General features: G+C 50.2%; 17 protein-coding genes and 1 tRNA gene. 10 read left to right on the top strand and 8 right to left on the bottom strand.

The window, feature by feature from the left end; all coding sequences use genetic code 11:
• Window positions 1-36 precede the first annotated feature (36 nt).
• The 3 genes from nuoF to hypE all read right to left on the bottom strand — a co-directional run bounded on the left by nuoF (window position 37) and on the right by hypE (window position 3529).
• Window positions 37-1641: an NADH-quinone oxidoreductase subunit NuoF gene (gene nuoF, locus AWQ22_RS01055; RefSeq protein ID WP_065709911.1), complete on the bottom strand. Its 1605-nt coding sequence runs from the start codon at window positions 1639-1641 to the stop codon at window positions 37-39.
• Window positions 1642-1697: 56 nt separating this feature from the next.
• Window positions 1698-2189 (bottom strand): bidirectional hydrogenase complex protein HoxE, encoded by a 492-nt coding sequence (gene hoxE, locus AWQ22_RS01050; RefSeq protein ID WP_065709910.1) that lies wholly within the window; start codon window positions 2187-2189, stop codon window positions 1698-1700.
• Between the two features lie 293 nt (window positions 2190-2482).
• Window positions 2483-3529 (bottom strand): hydrogenase expression/formation protein HypE, encoded by a 1047-nt coding sequence (hypE, locus tag AWQ22_RS01045; RefSeq protein WP_065711589.1) that lies wholly within the window; start codon window positions 3527-3529, stop codon window positions 2483-2485.
• Window positions 3530-3741: 212 nt separating this feature from the next.
• Here hypE and ureC point away from each other — a divergent pair, with 212 nt between their 5' ends.
• The 3 genes from ureC (at window position 3742) to AWQ22_RS01030 (ending at window position 7576) form a co-directional block, all read left to right on the top strand.
• Window positions 3742-5451: an urease subunit alpha gene (gene ureC / locus AWQ22_RS01040; protein ID WP_065709909.1), complete on the top strand. Its 1710-nt coding sequence runs from the start codon at window positions 3742-3744 to the stop codon at window positions 5449-5451.
• 92 nt (window positions 5452-5543) lie between these two features.
• Window positions 5544-6122: a Uma2 family endonuclease gene (locus AWQ22_RS01035; RefSeq protein WP_157094561.1), complete on the top strand. Its 579-nt coding sequence runs from the start codon at window positions 5544-5546 to the stop codon at window positions 6120-6122.
• Window positions 6123-6250: 128 nt separating this feature from the next.
• Window positions 6251-7576: a PhoH family protein gene (locus tag AWQ22_RS01030; RefSeq protein WP_065709907.1), complete on the top strand. Its 1326-nt coding sequence runs from the start codon at window positions 6251-6253 to the stop codon at window positions 7574-7576.
• Between the two features lie 9 nt (window positions 7577-7585).
• Here the strand turns inward: AWQ22_RS01030 and AWQ22_RS01025 are convergent, their stop codons facing one another.
• The 3 genes from AWQ22_RS01025 to prfB all read right to left on the bottom strand — a co-directional run bounded on the left by AWQ22_RS01025 (window position 7586) and on the right by prfB (window position 11757).
• Window positions 7586-9070: an Ig-like domain-containing protein gene (locus AWQ22_RS01025; protein WP_065709906.1), complete on the bottom strand. Its 1485-nt coding sequence runs from the start codon at window positions 9068-9070 to the stop codon at window positions 7586-7588.
• Between the two features lie 57 nt (window positions 9071-9127).
• On the bottom strand, window positions 9128-10594 hold the full coding sequence (locus tag AWQ22_RS01020) for a hypothetical protein (RefSeq protein ID WP_084448937.1): 1467 nt from the start codon (window positions 10592-10594) through the stop codon (window positions 9128-9130).
• A 49-nt stretch (window positions 10595-10643) separates the two neighbouring features.
• Window positions 10644-11757 (bottom strand): peptide chain release factor 2 gene (prfB, locus tag AWQ22_RS01015; RefSeq protein ID WP_157094643.1). Its coding sequence is split into 2 segments (ribosomal slippage): window positions 10644-11684 and window positions 11686-11757, totalling 1113 coding nucleotides; the frame shifts between segments, so codons are not numbered across the junction.
• Window positions 11758-12121: 364 nt separating this feature from the next.
• Between prfB and AWQ22_RS01010 the strand changes: the two genes are divergently transcribed.
• The 5 genes from AWQ22_RS01010 to AWQ22_RS00985 all read left to right on the top strand — a co-directional run bounded on the left by AWQ22_RS01010 (window position 12122) and on the right by AWQ22_RS00985 (window position 15925).
• Complete coding sequence (locus AWQ22_RS01010; protein ID WP_012305824.1) at window positions 12122-13066, top strand: PRC-barrel domain-containing protein; 945 nt, start codon at window positions 12122-12124, stop codon at window positions 13064-13066.
• Between the two features lie 235 nt (window positions 13067-13301).
• Complete coding sequence (locus AWQ22_RS01005) at window positions 13302-13439, top strand: chlorophyll a/b-binding protein (protein ID WP_012305823.1); 138 nt, start codon at window positions 13302-13304, stop codon at window positions 13437-13439.
• Between the two features lie 625 nt (window positions 13440-14064).
• Complete coding sequence (locus tag AWQ22_RS00995) at window positions 14065-14409, top strand: hypothetical protein (RefSeq protein WP_012305821.1); 345 nt, start codon at window positions 14065-14067, stop codon at window positions 14407-14409.
• A 187-nt stretch (window positions 14410-14596) separates the two neighbouring features.
• A complete protein-coding gene (locus tag AWQ22_RS00990) occupies window positions 14597-15793 on the top strand; it encodes a glycosyltransferase (RefSeq protein ID WP_084449024.1) in 1197 nt (398 codons plus the stop codon).
• 59 nt (window positions 15794-15852) lie between these two features.
• Window positions 15853-15925 (top strand) — tRNA-Thr (locus tag AWQ22_RS00985).
• Between the two features lie 42 nt (window positions 15926-15967).
• On the opposite strand, the gene AWQ22_RS00980 is transcribed toward AWQ22_RS00985, so the two are convergent.
• Entirely contained in the window at window positions 15968-17551 is a 1584-nt protein-coding gene (locus AWQ22_RS00980) for a S8 family serine peptidase (RefSeq protein WP_065709902.1), read from the bottom strand.
• 155 nt (window positions 17552-17706) lie between these two features.
• On the opposite strand from AWQ22_RS00980, the gene AWQ22_RS00975 reads away from it, so the two are divergent.
• Complete coding sequence (locus AWQ22_RS00975; RefSeq protein WP_232318843.1) at window positions 17707-18183, top strand: hypothetical protein; 477 nt, start codon at window positions 17707-17709, stop codon at window positions 18181-18183.
• 117 nt (window positions 18184-18300) lie between these two features.
• Here the strand turns inward: AWQ22_RS00975 and AWQ22_RS00970 are convergent, their stop codons facing one another.
• The gene (locus AWQ22_RS00970; RefSeq protein ID WP_198166510.1) at window positions 18301-18495 is read right to left on the bottom strand and encodes a hypothetical protein; all 195 of its coding nucleotides are present in this window, start codon (window positions 18493-18495) and stop codon (window positions 18301-18303) included.
• Window positions 18496-18704: 209 nt separating this feature from the next.
• On the opposite strand from AWQ22_RS00970, the gene AWQ22_RS00965 reads away from it, so the two are divergent.
• The gene (locus tag AWQ22_RS00965; protein WP_065709900.1) at window positions 18705-18965 is read left to right on the top strand and encodes a glutaredoxin family protein; all 261 of its coding nucleotides are present in this window, start codon (window positions 18705-18707) and stop codon (window positions 18963-18965) included.
• Window positions 18966-19062 lie beyond the last annotated feature (97 nt).

Here is a 19062-nt window from a genome sequence, read left to right as displayed (position 1 = left end):
GGACTGCATGGAATTCTTTGAATTTTTAGAGGAAATTTAATCGGCGTTACTCCCCACGAAGGCATCATATTCCGCGCGGAAATAGCGCAGGGTACTCAAAATTGGATTGGGCGCACTCTGTCCTAACCCACATAAACTCGCGTCCTTGACCATGTGACAAAGTTGTTCGAGCAGTTCGATATCCTTGGGGGCAGCCTGTCCCTTGAGCATTTTGCTTAACAGTCCCGACATCTGCACCGTTCCAGCACGGCAGGGGATACATTTACCGCAGGATTCGCACTGACAAAATTCCATGTAAAACTTCGCCACATCAACCATGCTAGTGGCTTCGTCCATGACGATCATGCCGCCGGAACCCATCATTGTGCCGAGTTTGATCAAGGAATCATATTCAATAGGCGTATCAAGGTAGTCCGCCGGAATACAACCGCCGGAGGGCCCTCCGGTTTGGACGGATTTGACTGTGCCGCCGTCGGGGATGCCACCGCCCATTTGCTCGACAATTTGTCGGACAGGGGTTCCCATTGGCACTTCGATTAAGCCATTATTTTTCACTTTTCCGGTGAGGGCAAAGACTTTTGTGCCTTTGCTTTTTTCGGTGCCGATGCTGCTAAACCAGTCTGCCCCTTCACGGATGATCGGGACGATGTTGGCGTAGGTTTCGACATTATTAATTAGGGTGGGATGTCCCCATAGTCCGGACTGGGCGGGGTAGGGAGGTCTAGGTCTGGGGGTTCCCCGTCCGCCTTCGATGGAGGCAATTAGGGCGGTTTCTTCGCCACAAACGAATGCCCCTGCGCCAATGCGGATGTCGATGGTGAAATTGAAGGGGGAATTAAAAATCTGGCTACCGAGTAAACCTTTGCTCTTAGCCTGTTTGATTGCTTTTTCGAGGCGTTGGATCGCGAGGGGATATTCTGCCCGAATGTAAATATATCCGTGGTTTGCGCCCACGGCATAGCCGGCGATCGCCATCCCTTCGAGGACGCGGTGGGGGTCACTTTCGAGCACCGCCCGATCCATGAATGCCCCCGGATCCCCCTCGTCGGCGTTACAGACGACATATTTTTGATCCCCCGGCATTTTCGCGACAGTGGCCCATTTTAAGCCTGTGGGATAACCGCCGCCGCCGCGCCCCCGTAGCCCGCTCTGGGTGATTTCTTCGACGACTGCCATCGGGGTCATGTCTTCGAGCACTTGGTGCAATGACCGATAGCCGCCCCGGGCGATATAGGCCTCAATCCGTTCGGGGTCAATTTTGCCGCTATTTTCCAGCACCACGGGTTTTTGTAATGTGAAAAATGGCGCTTGGCGATCGCAAATTTCCAGCTTATTCGAGGGCGTTTCCCCCAATACTACATCGACGATCTCTGGGGCAACTTCTGGCATCACCTGCTGGAAACAAGTCTCATCGCTCACATCCACCAACGGCGCAAACCCACAGAGTTTCATGCAACCGACGGGAACCACCTCCAGGCGATCGCCCAAATTTTTTTCTTTAATCCGTTTCTCAATCTCTTCTTTTACCGCCAAACTCCCAGAGGACATACAACCCGCCGCCGTACAACAGCGAATCTGAATTTTCCGATGGCTATCCTGTTCCGCCTCAGCAATTTCAAACAATTCCGCTAAATCTGTCATCTTTCCCGCAAATCCTGCCTACAAATAAAACACCGAAACCTGATCCCTGATACCTGTTAACTTCCTTCAGATAACTGCTGAAGCCTTGCCATCACCTGCTCAGCGTTCTGTTTGCCGCACACCTCATCGTCATAAACCACCGCCGGCGCAATCCCACAGGCTCCAATACAGCGCGCCGTCACCAAAGAAATTTGATCATCAGGGGTTGTTTCCCCCGGTTTAATGTGGAGAGTTTCATCAATTTTATCGAGGAGTTCTTGGGAGCCTTTCACATAGCATGCCGTCCCCAAACAGACGACACAGGTATGTTTTCCTTTCGGCTTTAAAGAAAATAAATGATAAAACGTCGCCACCCCGTACACTCGACTGAGGGGCAGTTTTAACCCCCGCGCCACGTATTCAAGCACCTCATCTTCGAGGTAACCAAAGACTTCCTGGGCCTTGTGCAGAATCTCGATCAGAGTATCTTGGCGATATTGATTCCGTTTCATGGCGACTTCCAGCACCCGAAAACGTTTATCCGCAGGAACCGCATGGGAAATGGCCATGGTAATCGTCTCAAATGACAGTAAAAATCAGGCGGCGATCGCCTTTGCTTTCATCTTAAAAAGGATTAATCCCAAGGATCAATTAAACGCCTTGAAACCTCAGAATTCTACAGAAAAATTTAAGCTTTTTCTCTAAAATGTTAAGTCTTACAAACGAACCTTGATTGTATAAAGATTAGCACCAGCTTTTTGCGAATTAAGATAAATTTGATCGCGCTATAAAACAATTATTTTATTGTTTAATTCCGGAAAAATTTGGCAGCTCATAATTTTAATCAACGTACAAAAAATACTTAACAAATTCGCGGTAATTGTTCACCACTCAGACGTTCTAAAATGCGTGTTACCCCCAGATCATTTTCTACAATCACGGGGGCGATCGCCAAATGTTGTTCCCCACAGTTTTGGGTTGTCACGAGACCAATTTGACGGGCGTTGGGGTTGTGGTGCTGCAAAATCGCTAGGCCTTCCGCCGCCTTTGCTGCTGGCAAAATCGCCACAAAGCGGCCCTCATTGGCGATATGTACCGGGTCAAAGCCAAAAATTTCACAAGCCCCGCGCACCGCTTCAATTACAGGAATTTGATTGCCATGGACTTTAAACTGATATCCAGCGGCGATCGCCAACTCATTCAAGACCGCCCCTAGCCCGCCCCGCGTGATATCCCGTAAACAATGAATCTCAATTCCCGCTTTTAACAAAGCCTGTACCGGCTCCACCAAGGGAGCACAGTCACTTTCAATGGGACTTTCAAAGGCTAACCCTTCCCGCTGGGCCATAATCGCGATGCCATGGCGACCGAGATCTCCGCTGACTAAAATCGCATCCCCAGGGGCGATCGCCTTCGGTTGAATATTAAGCCCAGATTCAATAATGCCAATGCCTGATGTGTTGATAAACAGACCATCTCCCTTACCCCGCTCCACCACCTTCGTATCCCCCGTGACGATCTGTACGCCGACGACCTGGGCCGCCTGCTGCATCGAGACCACCACCCGCCAGAGGGTTTCTAAGGGTAAGCCTTCTTCTAAAATAAAGCCCACACTAAGGTACAAGGGACGCGCTCCCGCCATCGCCAGATCATTCACCGTGCCGTAAATCGCTAATTTGCCAATGTCTCCCCCCGGAAAAAAGAGGGGCTGCACCACATAGGAATCCGTCGTAAACGCGAGTTTCTCCGCCGATACGGGTAAGGCCGCCGCATCATGGCTCGTGCAAGGCTCACCAAAGACCGTGGCAAACATTTTGTCGATGAGGTCTTGCATCAGTTTGCCACCGCCGCCATGGGCTAACAGTACATGGGAAGTATTTTGTAAGGGAAGCGGGCAGGTTAAATCCATGGGGGCGTATTGCTTGCTATTTTTTCGTTTAAGGTAGCGCCTCCCCAAGGGAAAAAGAACCCCGCCATCACTTTGGGTAATGAAAGTTCAAATCCTGAAGTTTGCGGGTGAAATATCGCTGATCTAACAAGTTGTCTCAGCTACGGTTCGGGGCTTAGGAGATGGGGTAATCTGGACTGAGAATTTGAGCCTCAACGCAAGAAGGAGTCCCCATGAGTTACCGGATGTCGCGCCGTGCCTATGCAGAAACCTATGGCCCCACGGTGGGCGATCGCCTGCGCTTGGCAGATACGGAACTGTGGCTGGAAGTGGAACAGGATTTCACCACCTATGGGGATGAGGTGAAATTTGGGGGCGGGAAGGTGATCCGCGACGGCATGGGGCAATCCGCCGTGACGCGTGCTGATGGGGCGGTGGATACCGTAATCACCAATGCGCTGATCGTGGACTGGTGGGGCATCGTCAAGGCCGATGTCGGCATCAAAGACGGCAAAATTTACAAAATCGGCAAAGCTGGCAACCCTGACATCCAAGACAATATCGACATTATTATTGGCCCCGGCACGGAGGCGATCGCCGGTGAAGGCCATATCCTTACCGCTGGGGGCATCGATAGCCACGTGCATTTTATTTGTCCCCAACAAATCGAGGTGGCGATCGCCTCTGGGATCACGACGATGATTGGTGGCGGCACTGGCCCCGCCACCGGTACCAACGCAACCACTTGCACCCCTGGGGAATGGCACATTTCTCGGATGCTCGAAGCCGCCGAAGGGTTTCCCATTAACCTTGGGTTTACAGGGAAGGGCAACAGTGCCAAACCAGAAGGACTAATCGAACAGGTTCGTGCCGGGGTAATCGGCCTCAAACTCCACGAAGACTGGGGTACAACCCCCGCCGCCATCGACAATTGCCTTTCGGTCGCCGATCAATTTGATGTGCAAGTCGCAATCCACACCGATACCCTAAACGAAGCAGGTTTTGTGGAAGATACGATCGCCGCCTTTAAAAATCGTGTCATCCACACCTACCACACCGAGGGGGCTGGGGGTGGCCACGCACCGGACATTATCAAAGTTTGTGGTGAAGCGAATGTATTGCCATCTTCAACAAACCCGACCCGTCCCTACACCCTCAACACCCTAGAAGAACACCTGGATATGTTGATGGTTTGCCATCACCTCGATCGCAGTATCCCTGAAGATGTCGCCTTTGCCGAGTCGCGCATCCGTCGGGAAACCATTGCCGCCGAAGATATTTTGCATGACCTGGGGGCCTTTAGCATGATTTCCTCAGATTCCCAGGCCATGGGGCGCGTTGGGGAAACAATCATTCGCACCTGGCAGACGGCCCATAAGATGAAAGTTCAGCGGGGCGCTCTGGCCCAGGATACTGGGGAGAACGACAATTTCCGCATTAAACGCTACGTTGCCAAATACACAATTAACCCAGCGATCACCCACGGCATTTCTAATTATGTTGGCTCCATTGAGGAAGGAAAATACGCCGATCTCTGTCTCTGGAAACCTGCTTTCTTTGGGGTCAAACCGGAACTGGTGATCAAAGGGGGGGCGATCGCCTACGCCCAGATGGGCGATCCCAATGCCAGCATCCCCACACCGCAACCAATCCACATGCGGCCAATGTTCGCCAATTTTGGGAAATCAATGCAATCTACCGCCTTCACCTTTGTTTCCCAAGCGGCCATGGAAGCAGATGTGGCGACACGATTGGGTCTCCAGAGAACCGTTTTACCTGTTACCAACTGCCGCAACCTGACGAAGCGCGACCTGAAGTTGAATGATTACCTGCCTAGAATGGAAGTAGATCCTGAAACCTACCATGTGCGGGCCGATGGGGAAATGCTCGTCTGTGAACCGGCCACTGTTTTACCCATGGCCCAACGTTACTTTTTATTTTAAAGACCATCTTGTTAAAAATAGAAAAAGACTCTTAATATTGGCTTCAAAGCAACGTTAACCGTCTATCGGCTCAATGAAATCGGAGATCGATAATGATTTCTACAGTCCCTCAACTTTTTACGGTAGAAGATTATCTCGAACAGGAAGCGAGATCAGTCTTAAGACATGAATTTATTCAAGGAAAAATTATTCCCATGGCAGGGGCTTCCGCAAATCACAATCGTTTGACTTTAAATCTAAGTCGCTTATTGCCGTTTGAAATCAGCGATCGCCAATACGAAATCTTCGTCAGTGATATGCGTCTTTGGTTACCAGATGTGGCTAGTTATCTTTATCCTGATGTGATGATGATTGAAGGTGCACCAGTTTTTCTTGACGAGAGCCAAATGGCGGTGACAAATCCTTCTATGATCGCTGAGGTACTTTCTAACTCCACCGAAGGATTTGATAAAAATCAAAAATTTGCCCTTTATCGCACGATTCCCCAGTTACAAGAGTATTTGTTAATCGATCAGACCCACCCACGGGTAGAGCTTTATCAAAAGGTAGGCGATCGCCAATGGTTATTAACTGAATTAATGGGGGAAAATGCTGTCATCAAATTCAAATTTGCTGCGCTAGAAATTAAACTTTCAGAATTATATAAACGGGTTAACTTTGTTGAGAATTAATTGCCTAAATACTTTATTAACCCATAAGCTCGGTTCTTCCTAAAAGAATTTTTATTGCAAAGGTAACACTGACGGGATCAAACAAAGGACGATAGAACTATGAGCTATTGATCCTTTGGCAGATCTCTATGAAAAAAGTCTTTGTCCTGGATACGAATGTCCTGCTCCATGATCCCAAGGCGATGCTGTCCTTTGCGGATAACGAAGTGGTCTTGCCGATCACGATTATTGAAGAATTAGACCGTTTCAAGAAACAAGTCGATTCCATCGGTCGCAATGCCCGGCAAGTTTCCCGTACCCTTGATGCCCTCAGCCATGGGGGATCTTTGGTGCAGGGAATCACCCTCGATCAGGGAGGCTTGCTGCGGGTCGCCCTCTGTAAACCAGAAATTCTCGAAACTTTGCCGACGGAATTGGCAGGGGATTCTGGCGATAATGAAATCTTGGCGGTGGCCCTAACGGAACAAAATAATTGTCAATGTCCGGTCGTCCTCGTCAGTAAGGACACGAACCTACGCATTAAAGCCGGTGTCTTGGGCCTGACTACGGAAGATTATGAAACGGGCAAGGTCAACCTCGATGAGTTTTATGGGGGAACGGCGGAAGTTCTTGTAGATGCAGAGGCGATCGCCAAATTTTACCAAGACGGAACTGTGACCCTACCCGAAAGCTTTTTTCCTAATCAGGCGGTAACCCTCGTTGATCGCCTAAAGCCAACCCACACTGCCCTGGGGATTTGTCGCGGCGATGAGCATCAGGTGGTGCCCCTCCATAAAGCAACGAAAGCCCCGGTTTCCAATATCCAAGCGCGCAACCGTGAACAAAAATTTGCCCTGGAATTATTGCTGCAGGATGAGATTCAACTGGTGACGTTGGTCGGGAAAGCGGGCACAGGTAAAACCCTCTTGGCCCTCGCTGCTGGGGTAGCGAAAGTGGCCGGGGAACGTCTTTATAATCAACTGCTCATTTCACGGCCCATTGTGCCCATGGGGAAAGATTTGGGCTATCTGCCGGGGGAAATAAAAGAGAAACTTACCCCCTGGATGCAGCCCCTTTACGACAACTTAGATCTGATTTTCAATACCCAAGACCTCAAAGACAAACCGCGCCACTGGCGGCACGGCTACGAGGAACTGATGGAATTAGGCTTGTTGCAAATCGAACCCTTGACCTACATCCGAGGCCGTACGATTCCCCGGCAAATTTTGATCGTTGATGAGGCGCAAAATTTAACGCCCCACGAGGTAAAAACCATTTTGACCAGAGCCGGGGAAGGCACCAAGATTATCCTCACCGGGGACGTCGAGCAGATTGATAATCCTTATGTGGATGCGTCCAGTAATGGGCTGACCTATGTGGTAGAAAAATTTAAACAGGAGGCGATCGCCGGTCACATTACCCTCCTCAAAGGTGAGCGATCGCCATTGGCAGAACGGGCCTCAATCCTGCTTTAAAAGCTGATTCTAGGGCAGCCAACGGGGATAAACTCCCGCAAAGGGTAGGGCCTCCAACTGAGTTTGGTCGGGGGTTTCACCAGGAACAATAAGCCAAAGTTGCCCCCCGGCGATCGCCTCCCCGGATGCCGTCCGGAAAAAGGGTTCTTCCACGTCGGTAATGTCCGTCACCACCTGGCTGAAGAGCAACCCCAGGCCATCGGGGGCCATGCTGAGGGCAATATCTTGGTATTGGGTCAACTGGGCGAGGCGATAAACTGCCTGGGTTTCGAGATCAATCTGGGCAAAGTAGGGTTGCTCCCGGTATTCGTCCCCAGGGATTAATTCCGTCAGCAAACAGTAAAGCTGGGTTTCCGTGGGGTTAAAGTCGCAATCCAGCACCGAGCCGTCCGTATCCAGTAATTTTTGTTCTTGGTTACGACTATTGACCAAATAAAGCGATCGCCGATAGCGTAACTCCGGATTATCACTGTTGAAATCCACCAGTACCGCCGTTGTCCCATCGGGCGAAAACGTCACCACCTGACCGAAACGGGGCAAAAAGTCGAGGGGTTCTTCTTGAATATCTTCTAGGGAGAAAATACCAATCCCTTTCCCCTGGGGCAGAGCAATGGTTTTCCCGTCCGGGGCGATCGCAAAATCTCCCCCCGACAAGCCCAACGGTTGCGGCTCTTCCCCAGGCATCACGAGCCACAGCCCAAAGTCCGCTGGATCATCCCGCTTGACCCGCTGCACGGCGATCGCCTCCCCATCGGCGGCCAACTGAAACTGCAAATTTTGGTAGGTGCGATTATCTAAAACCAGTTCCAAATCCGCAGACGCATCATCTTCTCCAAGGCCTGTGCTCACCCGATAAAGCTGACTATCCTGAATCCCTTCTGCTGGGCGCGTCCGATCCACCGCACTAAACAAAATTGCTTTCCCCTCTGGATACACCTGAAAGTCCAGCACCACCAAATTCGGCGGCGTTAAAATGCGTTTCTCGTCCTTTGTCCAGTTGTATAAAATTAACCGTCCCTTTTCCTGTTGTGTCTCATCGGTGCCCACATAGGCCAGGGCGCGATCGCGGGTGCGAAAACTACTGGAAAATGGCTGCATCGTCTTGCCTAGATTTCCCGAAGCCGCAAATTTTTCCCGCGCCCCCCGTAAGGTTAATTGATAATCCTGGCCATAGGGAGCCGGTGCCAACAGCGTATAGGCCAAGCGTTTACCCGCCCAACTGGTCTTGCCAGGGAGCGGTGGATCAATAACTAAATTGTCCTCGACCCCCACCGCATCCATCGGTCGGTCGAAGGTCAAAATAAAGGCCGTATCATCACCACCAATGCGTTGTTCCTGCCAAGAAAATTCCCGCACCCTCGGCCCGGTATTAATCGGACAATCCACGCCACACAGTTGCTCACCGCCGACACCGATGCCGATCATCAGGCTAAAGATCACAATCAACAGGAGGGCAAGACGATCAATGCGGGTCATGGTTTTCAAAACGGTCATAGGATCTACGGGGGCTAATTGCTCCCATTAAAAAAGGAAAGTGCAGCAAAAAAATCGTTAAGGAATCCACTGGGGTTGATAGCCCGGCAGCAGAGATTCCGGTGGAACAGGCTGAATTTCTGTATCTGTCTCCAACTCCGGGAGCGCCAATAGCCAGAGTCGGCCCCCTTCCACCGCCAGGCCCGTGGAAGTAAACAGATCGCTGGTGGGCGTTGGTGGAGTCGTGACCACCTGATCGAAGAGGAGGGCAACCCCATCGGCGGCAATGCTCAGGCCCACATCCCGGTAATTCGGTAAAGCGAGGAGGGCAGTTTCTTCCCCTGTTTTGAGATTCAAGGCACTGAGAAAAGGTTCCTCAAGCACTTGGCCTGAGGTTTCATTTCGATCCAGCTTGAGGCAATACAAAAGTTCCGCCGCGCGGGGTTCAAAGCGACAATCAATAATCGGCGTGAGGGTGCGTAAAATTTCTGTGGCTTCACCCTGGGCGTCGATGCGGTGGAGGGAGTAAACGCCATTGGCCTGCTGGAGGGCGATTTGTTGGGTTTGGTCGGGGGAAAAAGCGAGGAGCTTCGTAAATTCTTCCTTGGCTTGGACGGCACCACCATTACGATTTAGGGGCACGAGGGAGAGTTTATTTTGTTGGGAAATGGCAACAACTTCAGCATTGGGGGCGAGGAGGAAGTCATCGGCGGGAATCCCTAGGGCGCGGGGCTCGGCTTGACCTTCGATGACCCACAAACTGCGATCGCGGGGATTCTCTCGATTTGTGCGCTGAATAATGATCCGTTCTCCATTGTCCGCAAGTTGAAAGGCCCCATTGCGATAGTCTTTAGCTGTAAGAACCGATTGAATGCGCCCGGCAGGTGGGGGGCTGTCGGTAGAGCCTTGGAAATTTAAGCCTGTGCTCACGGTATAGAGTTGTTGGTCGCCAATCTCAGCCTGGGCCGATCCGCGGGGAATGGCAGAAAATAACAGGCGATCGCCTTCAGGATACACATCCAAATTGAGAACGATGAGGTCGGCTGGGGTGAGGACACTTTTTTCCTGGCGAGTCAGGTTATACAAAATCAAGCGGCCCCGGTCAGTGCCGTCGGTGCCAATGTAAGCAAAGGCCCGGTCTCGACTTTTTACCCGACTCAAGAAAGGCACGATATTGGGCTTCTCTGCCGCTTCTGGGGTAGGAGCAGCTAGTTTGAATTGATAATCCTGGCCGTAGATGGGGCGTTCATCAAGGCTATAGAAAAATGTTTTGCCGACCCAACTCCAACGGCCTGCCAGGGGTGGTTCAATGGTGAAATTTTCCGTGACGATGGCTGGATCGAGGGCCTGGTTAAAGGACAGTTGAAATTTTTGGTCTGCTACCCCAATTTGTTGCCCCTCCCAACTGAAAGCCTGCACTTGGGTGAGGGTGCGATCGCCAAATCCCCACAGCAGTGCCACCGCTAACGTAAGGCTAAAAAGGGCAGCGAGGACGACTTGATCGAAGCGTTTGAGGCGAAAAATATCCAAAACTGAAGAAGCCACGAAATTTTGCCACCTTGCATTTTAGCTCACCGTTCCCCATTCCCCGGTGCTAGTCTCCCACCCAGGTGTCCTGGCGCAGGGAGGCTTCAATAAAAGCATCGAGGTCGCCATCCATGACACCATCCACATCGGTCGTTTCGTGGTTGGTGCGCAGATCCTTGACCATTTGATAAGGGTGAAAAACATAGTTCCGGATCTGATTTCCCCAGGCGGCCTCTACCATGTCTCCCCGAATTTCGGCGATTTCCTGGGCCCGTTGTTCCTGGGCAATGATTAATAATTTTGCCTTGAGGATCGCCAGGGCTTTTTCTTTGTTTTGTAACTGCGATCGCTCTTGGGTACAGCGCACAGCCACCCCCGTAGGTAAATGGACAATCCGTACCGCCGTTTCAACTTTATTGACGTTTTGTCCCCCCTTGCCGCCTGCACGGGATGTGGTGATCTCTAAATCTTTTTCGGGAATATCGACTTTAACAGCATCGTCTCCCAAAATGGGCATCACTTCCACCCCGGCAAAGCTCGTTTGGCGTTTGCCATTGGCATTAAAGGGTGAGATTCGGACTAAGCGGTGGGTGCCTTTTTCATGCTTGAGATACCCGAAAGCGTAACGCCCGCTCACTTCGAGGGTGGCCGATTTTAAGCCTGCTTCGTCCCCTTCGGAAATTTCTGCCAGCCGCACCTTATAGCCTGGTTTTTCGCTCCAGCGGGTGTACATCCGCAACAGCATTTCCGCCCAGTCCTGGGCATCGGTGCCCCCAGCCCCGGCATTAATCGTCAGCACAGCACCGAGGTTGTCATATTCCCCGGAGAGCATCTGTTGCAGTTCCCAGCGGTTTAGTTCCTTCTGGAGACCATCAAGGTTTTCCATCGCTTCCGTGAGGAGGGCCGGGTCTTCTGCTTCGGTCAATAATTCGGCGATCGCCGCCGCATCTTCAAACTGACCTTGCCACTGTTGATACTGGGCCACGGTACCCTTTAGCTCCGTCAGCTCTTGGAGGATGTCTTGGGCCCCTTGTTGATCCTCCCAAAATTCTGGCTGGGCCGCCTGTTGTTCGAGGTCAAAAATCTTCGCGTCTAAGGTTTTTAGGTCAAAGATAGTCCTGGGTTTTCCCCAGGTGCGCTTGGACAGTTTCGAGGGAACGCTTTAAATCGGTTAATTCCACCATAGATCTTTGGGAGTTGTGGCAAATACGCAAAAAATATGGAAATAGCTGACAATATCGGCAGTCAATTATAACGAAATCCCTTGCTGGAAAAAAATGATCATCTCAAATTTCCGGCGCGATTCGCTAAAATAAAACCACCCACGCAATGGAAAAGTTGTCAAGAATACCCCGAAATGATAGAGTCTGCTGAATAATTGCCCCTAGGCTACGGTGCACAGTCGAGATCAATTCTCTCAACATTTTGCTTTTGCTATTGTACGGAACTTTCCGGTGCTGTTTCCCCTGAACCTTCACATGTCCCCGTTACCTTTAAGCTGATTTTTCCTGTTTCCACTAACGCATCGCCATTAATTTAGACAATATGAGCATTGATTCTATCCGCCTACGCAACGAATTCATTAACACCCAGGTGATTACCCGCAATCGAGGGACGCGCCTAGGGGTTGTCAAGGATGTATTAGTGGACATTGACCGTCGCGAAGTCGTTTCCCTAGGGCTACGGGATAGTATTTTCTCGGTCTCTGGAATGCCCAAATATATGTATCTAGAGGCGATCACCAAAACCGGAGATGTCATTCTCGTTGAAGATGAGGATGTGCTGGCTGATGTGGATGTCGAAGCTTACAGTCCTCTGATCAACAGCGAAGTAATTACGGAAGCGGGCGAACCCCTAGGCCGGGTGCGTGATTTTCAGTTTGACCTCGAAAGCGGCACCGTCTCTTCGATCATTATCGCTTCCATTGGCTTGCCCCAAATTCCAGAACAGGTGATCAGCACCTACGAACTCCCCATTGAAGAAGTCGTGAGCAGCGGCCCTAACCGACTCATTGTTTTTGAAGGGGCCGAAGAGCGCCTCAGTCAAATTAGTGTGGGTTTCCTCGAACGCCTAGGCATTGGTCGCCCTCCCTGGGAACGGGAACAGGAAGATATCTACTACGCGCCCACTGCCCGCCCGGAAAATCAACTGGGTACGGGGGTGCCCCTCCAGCAGCCGATTTCTCGTCCTGTGGAAACGCGCCAACCGATTAATACCTGGGAAGATGAGTGGGAAGAAGAGGCGATCGCCCCACCCCCACCCCAACGCCAGCAGGCCCGCGCCATGAGCTATGACGACTACGACGAAAGTAGCAACTGGGGCGACGACACAGCCTATGAGTACGAAGAACCAGCCCCTAGCTATCCCCAAGACGTCGCCGGTGACGTTTGGGACGACGACACCCTTGACGAAACTCCCTACCAACCTCCGGCGGTTAACATTCCGGAGAAAAAGAAAGAATACGAATACGAAGAAGAATCTGGCTATTAACCACCAAACATGATTGTCCCTTGACTGCAAAGGCCGTAGCTTTAAGCCTACGGCTACTTTTTTGTCTGTTTGGCTCTCCTGCTTCACGGTTATCTAGGTCGAAATATAATTTTTGCTTATAAATTTCAAAACTTAAATCAAACAATCATGGCCCCAGAGTTGTGGCGGATCAACGTAACAGTTTGTTAAGCTGATACCAGCAAGCAATTTTATTTTCTTCACATAGGTACCCATCATGGACGACAAGAAATTTGGTTTCACCGCTTCTGCTGAAAACCTCAACGGCCGCATGGCAATGATCGGTTTCATCGCAGCGATCATTCTCGAAGTAGCAACAGGTCAAGGGGTACTCCACTTCTTCGGTCTCCTCTAAGTCTTTGCACTAACCTCTTCAATTTTCATTGTCAATCTCCGAGGGCTGGATACTATAGTTGGTATTCGGCTTTTTTTTGTTTAGGGCAGTATGGGGCGCGTTATTTATTTCGTTATTCTAATCGGGCTTTGTTGGTGGGCAGCACCAGCCTACGGTGAGTTATGCCGTGTTTATGGGGAACAACAAATTTGTTTGGTATCTCTGAAGCGCAGTGCAAAGTATTATTGGGAGTATCGCGCTGTATTACGCATTAATGGCAAAAAAATTCCGGTACAAAAGTTTGATTGCCTCCACAACCTCGACTTGGCAAATGATCGACGAAAGTTTGTTTGTAGCTTGATTCCACGACGGTAACTACCGGATTAAGGTTAGTGAAAGTCAGTTATTTGAGTCATTTAAATCAAGCCTAAGAATTATTTAAAAAAACCAAGGTAACTCTTCTTAAAAGAGAAAAAAGCAGAATAATAAATATTATTGATTGGCACTAATCTCTTACGTTCGATAGATGATGGCCTGTCATTGAATTGTTATAATGAAAGTGTCGATTAAAATTGAAATAAGCTTCAAAGCTTTGGAAAATCGTCAATTTTAATCTTTATTGCAAGAAAGCGAGGCATTTCATTTTATGGATAAGGATACCCAAAATATTTCTGTTCCTGAAAACCTAAAACCTGAAGATATTAGTAGTGGTGAAGAGCTTGTGCCGGCAGAAGTCGCAGCAAGGAAAGCGCGGGAAGGCGAATTCACCCCAGACCCGAAACAAGAAACAGATAAGAGCGTTGATACAACGGCTGGTTATACAGTCAGTGAGCAGGGTTTAGTCAATAACTACGCGGTAACGCCTGAGGTTTATGAAGAGGAAAAGTCCTCGGCGCAGAGACGACTGGATTACACGATGCTAGGGGTAATTGCCTTAGCTGTGGGAGTTCTATTGATTGGTGCGGCCATTACGGTGAATCTCTTAGCTTAAAGATTTTACAGGCGTAGTGCTGAGCAGTTGATATACCAACTAGCTTTTGCTGAATGATTTCAAGATTCGCCAAGGGGAGGTAACTCCCTTATTTTTTTGTCTAGCGATTGGAAAAGAGAGTGAAGCACTTTCCGGTACAATTTGCCTGAATGTTGTATTGAGTTTGGGATGTAAACCAGTGGCCGCCATAAAAGATCGCTTAAGTTTGTGCATGATCGTCAAGAATGAAGCGGATGCCCTGGGGGATTGTCTCAAGAGTGTGCAGGATCTCGTGGGGGAAATCGCGATTCTCGATACGGGGTCAACGGATGAAACGGTGGCGATCGCCAAGGAATTTGGCGCGACGGTGGGCCATTTCGACTGGAATCAAGATTTTGCGGCGGCCCGGAACGAAGCCCTCAAGCTGGTGACGAAAGAATGGGTCTTGGTTTTGGATGCGGATGAGACCTTAAACCCGAAGGTAATTCCGGCCATCGAAGCGGCGATCGCCAAGCCGGATACTTTGGTGGTCAATCTGCTCCGCTATGAAATTGGTGCGAGTCAATCTCCCTATTCCCTGGTGTCGCGGTTATTTCGCCGTCACCCCTCCCTAGAATTTTCGCGGCCCTACCACGCAATGATCGATGATAGCGTCCAGACTTTGTTGGCCACAGAACCCCAATGGCAGATTACAGAGTTACCGCAGGTGGCGATTTTCCATACGGGCTATCAACGGACGGCGATCGCCAAATTAGAAAAGAGCACCCGGGCCAAATTGGCGATGGAGGCCTATTACGAAGGCCATCCCAATGATCCCTATGTGTGCAGTAAGTTGGGGGGCATTTACTTGGGTGAAGGGTTACCCAAACAGGCCCTCAAGATTCTCAAGCAGGGTTTGAAATACAGCGCGAACGAAAGCGCCAACCTCCGCTATGAGTTGCATTACCATCTGGGTAACGCTTTCCGCCAAAACCACGAACCCGAAAAAGCAATCAAGCATTATCAACTCGCCGGAGAGCAGCCCCTCCAAGACAAGCTAAAAATTGGGGCTTACCACAACCTCGGCGCGCTTTTACAGACCCTCGGCAAACCCGATGCGGCGATCGCCCAACATCAGATCACCTTAAAAATCGATCCGACCTTTGCCCCTGGCTACTACAATCTCGGTTTGGCCTACAAAGCCCTGGGTCAAGTGGGCGAAGCCATTGATGCCTACGAAAAATCCTTGAAATTAAACCCCCTCAATCCTTGGACGCACCAAAATTTAGCCGCGCTCCTGTTCCGCATTGGCCAAATCGCCGAAAGCCAGAAATTCTTTAAGCAGGCGATCGCCCTCCACGAAACCCAAAATCCCGCCGAAGCCAAACGCCTCAAGCAAAAGCTGGCCCAACTCATGCACCAATAGCCGTAAAATTTTCCCCAAGCGCCGCAGAAAAATGTAGTACAATAAATTCTCGCAAAAGCGCCAACATAGCTCAGTCGGTAGAGCAACGCATTCGTAATGCGTAGGTCGTGGGTTCAAGTCCCATTGTTGGCTTCTGAATTAATTCACAAAAATATTCAACGCCAGTTATTTCAGTTAGTCCGGTTGATTTCCCTGAGCGAAGGAAACCGCTGCCAAGGCATTCACACGACCGTAACCAAACCATTGGGAATGGCCCTGGACGTCGTAGGTGCCCAAGGTTAACTGCAATTGGCGATCGCCGCTTAAATCGACAATTTTTTCGGCTGTGGTTTGTAAAATCTCCCGCACGGCCCACCCCGTCAGCTTCGGATTTACTGACCAAACCAATGCCGCGACCCCCGCCACTAAAGCAGCAGCTTCTAAGGTGCTGCCCTGCTGATTTAAAGCTTCAACCGGATCTATCTCGGCCCCCAGGTCATCATTAATTTCCGGTGGTACCGCGACCATCCCTTGTTCTGGTAGCCAAAGAATTGGTGTGCCTGGATTTGTTGGCCCACAAAGGCTGACCGCCTCTCCCCAGTTGCTATAGCTAGCTTTTTTGTTTGCCTCAGTACAACCACTAACGGTCACAACTGCCGGATGATTACCTTTCCCATCGAGCCAAGCGGTCGGCCCCTGAAAAAGTTGATTCGGCCAGTGACGTTCGTAAATTATTCCGGCGAGGGGGCGATTGGCATCCCCGGCTCCCGTTACCAACAGACAACCTTGACCCCGGTTTCCCTGGGTAGCAGCCCGGCGGAGAGCTAAACTTTGCCGCAGGGAGAGAGGCCCATTGATCGTCGCCAGTTGCCAAGCCAAAAGAATCACTGCGGCCCCCTGGGCGATCGCCGCTTCGATGACTTTTTCGAGGAGTGCATCATCTAAGTACTGGGGCAGTTGCAGGAGTAATAGGGTGCATTCTGGGGCCACATCGATCGTCAACTGGGCAATGGTATTACCCCAGGTCGTGGGCCGAATTTCTGGAATGGCACCATAGGGAGTTTCGCTTGTTTCAGCGGTTGGCTCGGCAGAATTTTCTAAATCGAGGTCAGGGGCCAACACGGCAATGGTCGTCTGGCGATCGCCTTTGGTCATTTGCCAAGCTTGGGGGATTTGAATGGCGTCTAGGTACCAGTGGCGGCTTTGGGGATTTGTCGCCAAGGACATTTGCCGCACCGCAAGGGGAAGTAAAACATTGGGTTCAGCGAGGGCGATCGCCGGATCTTGCTGGAGGATTTGGGTTAACCGGAGGGGATCGCAGTCAGTTTGCGCCGTTAGTTCATAAATAAACGTTTGATCGACCCCCAGAAGCGGACGAATTTTTTTAAGGTGGTGGCGATCGCCAATCGCTTTTTGGGCTGCTGGGGAAACCTCCGGGGCGAATTGGAGGGTGATTTGCTGGGTCAGATAGACAAAGCCCTCAGCCGAGTCTGCTAGCTGATAAACCGGGTAAGCAAAGAGAATATCAGGATGTTGGCGTGCGGCCCTCAAGGAGGTGGCGAAATCCTCTGGCGGTACAAGAATTTCTTCGAATAAAATATCTGGCTGCCCCGATGGTAAGGGACGATACATTAATCCTGGAACAATATCGAGAAGATCCACATCAGAACTGCGAAATGCCACCAGGAGGCGATCCTCTAACTGATGAAGTAAAAGTTCCGTATGTCCCCGTTGTAAAATAAGACCTTGTTGCTGTGGTGTCCCCCCTGGGCGTGCCATAGGCCTAAGCTCTCCTTGTCTGTTCCCACTGTGGGATCAAGATGTACAACATAATCAGTACTGTTATTGTGTCAAAACAAGACTTGACGAACATTATGAATTTTATCGACCGTTTGATTCCACTCGCTAGTTTGGCAATGGGGTGTTCCTTGGCCATGATGCCATCCGTTTCGGCGCAGCCTGAGGCTGTCCAAGGGAGTAGCAGCGAACTCCGCCCCCTCCAGAGCAGCATCCTCAGTATGTCCGGGGCTTCCCAGGTGATGGATGAGGCGATCGCCGCCATTTCTGCCAAAGATTACGAGGTTGCCGTCTCTAAACTCCAGGAAGCGCGTCAAGTTTATAATCAGCTTTCTAATTTTCACCTAGATCTAGCCAATAGTTTCCAGGGTTTAGACAATTCTGTTTATGATACAGAGCGACGTTCGGCGATCGCCGCTGGGGAAATGCGCGACACCGCCACCTACCGTTTGGCCCTCGTCCACCGTGTCCAAGAAAAACCCGAATTGGCAGTGCCCCTCCTGATCCAGGTGATTCGCTCCCAAAGTCCTACCAGCGACCTCGGCGAAAAGGCCTACCAACAACTGCTAGAAATCGGCTTTGTCAGTCGCGAATTTACCCGGCCTAACTTCTAAAAAACGACGTTTAGATCGCTGCTTGACCCGGGCTCTCTCTTTTTGCCCGTTTGCTTGGGTGGCGATCGCCTCGACACAACTGCTTTGTAATTGATGTAATCGTGCTGTTTTAGTTTCTTAGGTACCACGTACGGCGATATAACCCGCTTCGATGTCTTGCAACAACTGGTCTAACGCTTGATACAGAGCATCACTCATGGGAGTTTTCCAGAGCCATTGATTGATCACCCTTGCATCCTGCTTGGTTAAAGTACCTGAAGAAAATACATGATCAATGGTTTCTAATAAAGGGTTCATTTGCTGACATTCCATACTTCTCGCTTTAGCTTTGCCACCTGATTTCCCACGGAAACAAGGCCACAATTTCCTTAGATGTAAGATCAATTCAGTTTGTCAATAAGCTGAAATACTAAAAAAATTATCAAGGATAGCCAGGAACAATCATGTAATCACCCCCTAAATTCTCTACATTTCTCATCGGATCTTTACTTTTCTTAAACGTTTTTGTTACCGATCGTACTGTGAAGCAAATTATTTTTTACACAAAACCCGGTTGTCATCTCTGTGAGGGCCTCGCCGAAAAGTTGGCCCAGGTGACCCAGGTAGAATTCCAACTCGAAATGCGCGACATTACGACAAATCTCCAGTGGTTTGCGCGCTACCAGTACGAAATTCCGGTTTTGTGTCTGCTCGAAAATGGTCAGGAAAAAGAATTGCCCCGTTTTCCGCCCCGCATGGCCGTGGCTAAACTCGAAGAAAAATTAGCTGGATATCTGGCTTAAACTTTATTACCCAGGTTTTTGGGGCAATCTCCCAGGAGACTCCTAAGGAAAAAGGCGATCGCCGCTAAGATAGAATACTTGTCCGTGACTGAAGCCA

The organism is Picosynechococcus sp. PCC 7117, from assembly GCF_001693275.1.
GTDB lineage: Bacteria > Cyanobacteriota > Cyanobacteriia > Cyanobacteriales > MRBY01 > MRBY01.
The sequence above is the reverse complement of the archived record's forward strand: the minus strand, read 5'-3'. Positions and strand labels throughout refer to the sequence as shown.